The organism is Streptomyces torulosus (assembly GCF_001419765.1).
Lineage (GTDB): Bacteria > Actinomycetota > Actinomycetes > Streptomycetales > Streptomycetaceae > Streptomyces > Streptomyces torulosus.
Map to the genome: position 1 here is coordinate 1 of NZ_LIRK01000367.1, position 1,531 is coordinate 1,531.

At 66.2% G+C, this 1,531-nt stretch carries 2 protein-coding genes; one reads left to right on the forward strand and one right to left on the reverse strand.

The genetic code is table 11. The features are described from left to right. Nucleotides 1-157 precede the first annotated feature (157 nt). The gene (locus tag AOK23_RS25050; RefSeq protein WP_055714904.1) at nt 158-484 is read left to right on the forward strand and encodes a hypothetical protein; all 327 of its coding nucleotides are present in this window, start codon (nt 158-160) and stop codon (nt 482-484) included. Nucleotides 485-562: 78 nt separating this feature from the next. On the opposite strand, the gene AOK23_RS25055 is transcribed toward AOK23_RS25050, so the two are convergent. Continuing rightward, nucleotides 563-1,371 (reverse strand): IS5 family transposase gene (locus tag AOK23_RS25055; RefSeq protein ID WP_107102867.1). Its coding sequence is split into 2 segments (ribosomal slippage): nt 563-1,032 and nt 1,032-1,371, totalling 810 coding nucleotides; the frame shifts between segments, so codons are not numbered across the junction. Between the last annotated feature and the right edge of the window lie 160 nt (nt 1,372-1,531).

Consider the following 1,531-nt stretch of genomic DNA (forward strand, 5'->3'; position numbering starts at 1 on the left):
GGTTTCAGAATGAGGTCGCGAGCGTATGGGGCGCCGCCGGATGAGGCGAGGGCCTGTCCGGTCTGCCCCATGCAGTTCTGTCTCACGGCCTGACCCACGACGGCCGGCAGCCGTGCAGGCTCACCCGGTCGGCCTAGCCACTGTGCATAGTGTGCTCATGGATCGATTCGTGGGTCAGGGCCGCCTCGAATGGTGGGCCAATCACTCGACTTGCCTTGAGACGTACGACATCGACATCACCGTCACTGTCGACGCGGTCGGCAAGTGGCAGGCAACCGGGCGGCATGCCAGCGCCCTTGACACGACCCAACGCGAGGGCTGGGACTTCCTCATGGAGATAGACCCCCACTTCTCCATTGCGTTTCCCGGTGAGGACCGCGGCGGGATCACGGTGCGAGTCGTCGAGGCCGAGGATGGAACCCTCACGCTTATGGAGGCACCGGACTGGGACGGCTCGGTGAGCGTCACCTTCGACCTCACCTGAGTTCACCTCGGAAGGGCAGGAACCCGACTTCGCCACCCTCCTACCGACTCCGGTGCGTCGCCGCCCCTTACTGATCTTTCAGAATGAAGTTCGGAGGCGGCGAAGGCATATGAGACAGCAGGCTAGTTCGAGCAAGCCCTGGTGGAGATCTGCGCGTCGTTCGTAGCGGATGCGGAGCCGCTTGAACTGGTGCAGCCAGGCGAAGGCACGCTCGACCACCCAGCGCACCTTGCCCAGTCCGGAGCCGTGCGCGACGCCGCGTCGGGCGATCACCGGCTTGATGCCGCGCTTCCACAGCAGACGGCGGTACTTGTCGAAGTCGTAGCCCCGGTCGGCGTACAGGCGTCGGGGCTTGCGGCGGGGGCGTCCTCGTAGGCCCCGAATCGCTGGGACGGCGTCCAGCAGCGGCAGCAACTGGGTGACGTCATGTCGGTTCCCGCCGGTGAGCGTGACGGCGAGCGGGGTGCCATGGCGGTCGACGATTAGATGGTGTTTGGAGCCGGGACGGGCGCGGTCGACGGGCGAGGGGCCGACGTGATCCCCCCTTTCAGGGCCCGGACATGCGACCCGTCCACGGCGCAGTCGTCCAGGCCGAGAAGGCCAGCGCGGCGTAGTTCGGTGAGTAGGGCGGCGTGCAGGCGCGGCCAGACACCGGCCTCGGTCCAGTCTCGCAGCCGGCGCCATGCCGTCACCCCGGAGCAGCCCACGGTCTCGGCAGGGACATCACGCCAGGCGACACCGGTCCGCAACACGTACATGACGCCCGCGAGGGCGGCCCGGTCGGGAACACGCAGGCGACCCGGGTAGCGATGGCGCCGTGCGGGCTCGGGCGGCAGAAGCGGGGCCACCCGCTCCCACAGGTCATCCGGAACAAGATCAGCACGCACCCCGGACACCCTGCCGACCAAGATCATGGAGCACAAGACCCACAGCTGAACTCATTCTGAAACGATCAGTTAGTGGATAGCGCAACGAATTGGGCGTGTCGGTGACCGCTTTGACACGCCCAATTCGTTGCGCTATCCACTAACTTATCGGTTCAGAATG

Excerpts from the sequence above, each read along its gene's own strand:
- AOK23_RS25050 (WP_055714904.1), top strand. The coding sequence starts at position 158 with ATGGATCGATTCGTGGGTCAGGGCCGCCTCGAATGGTGGGCCAATCAC.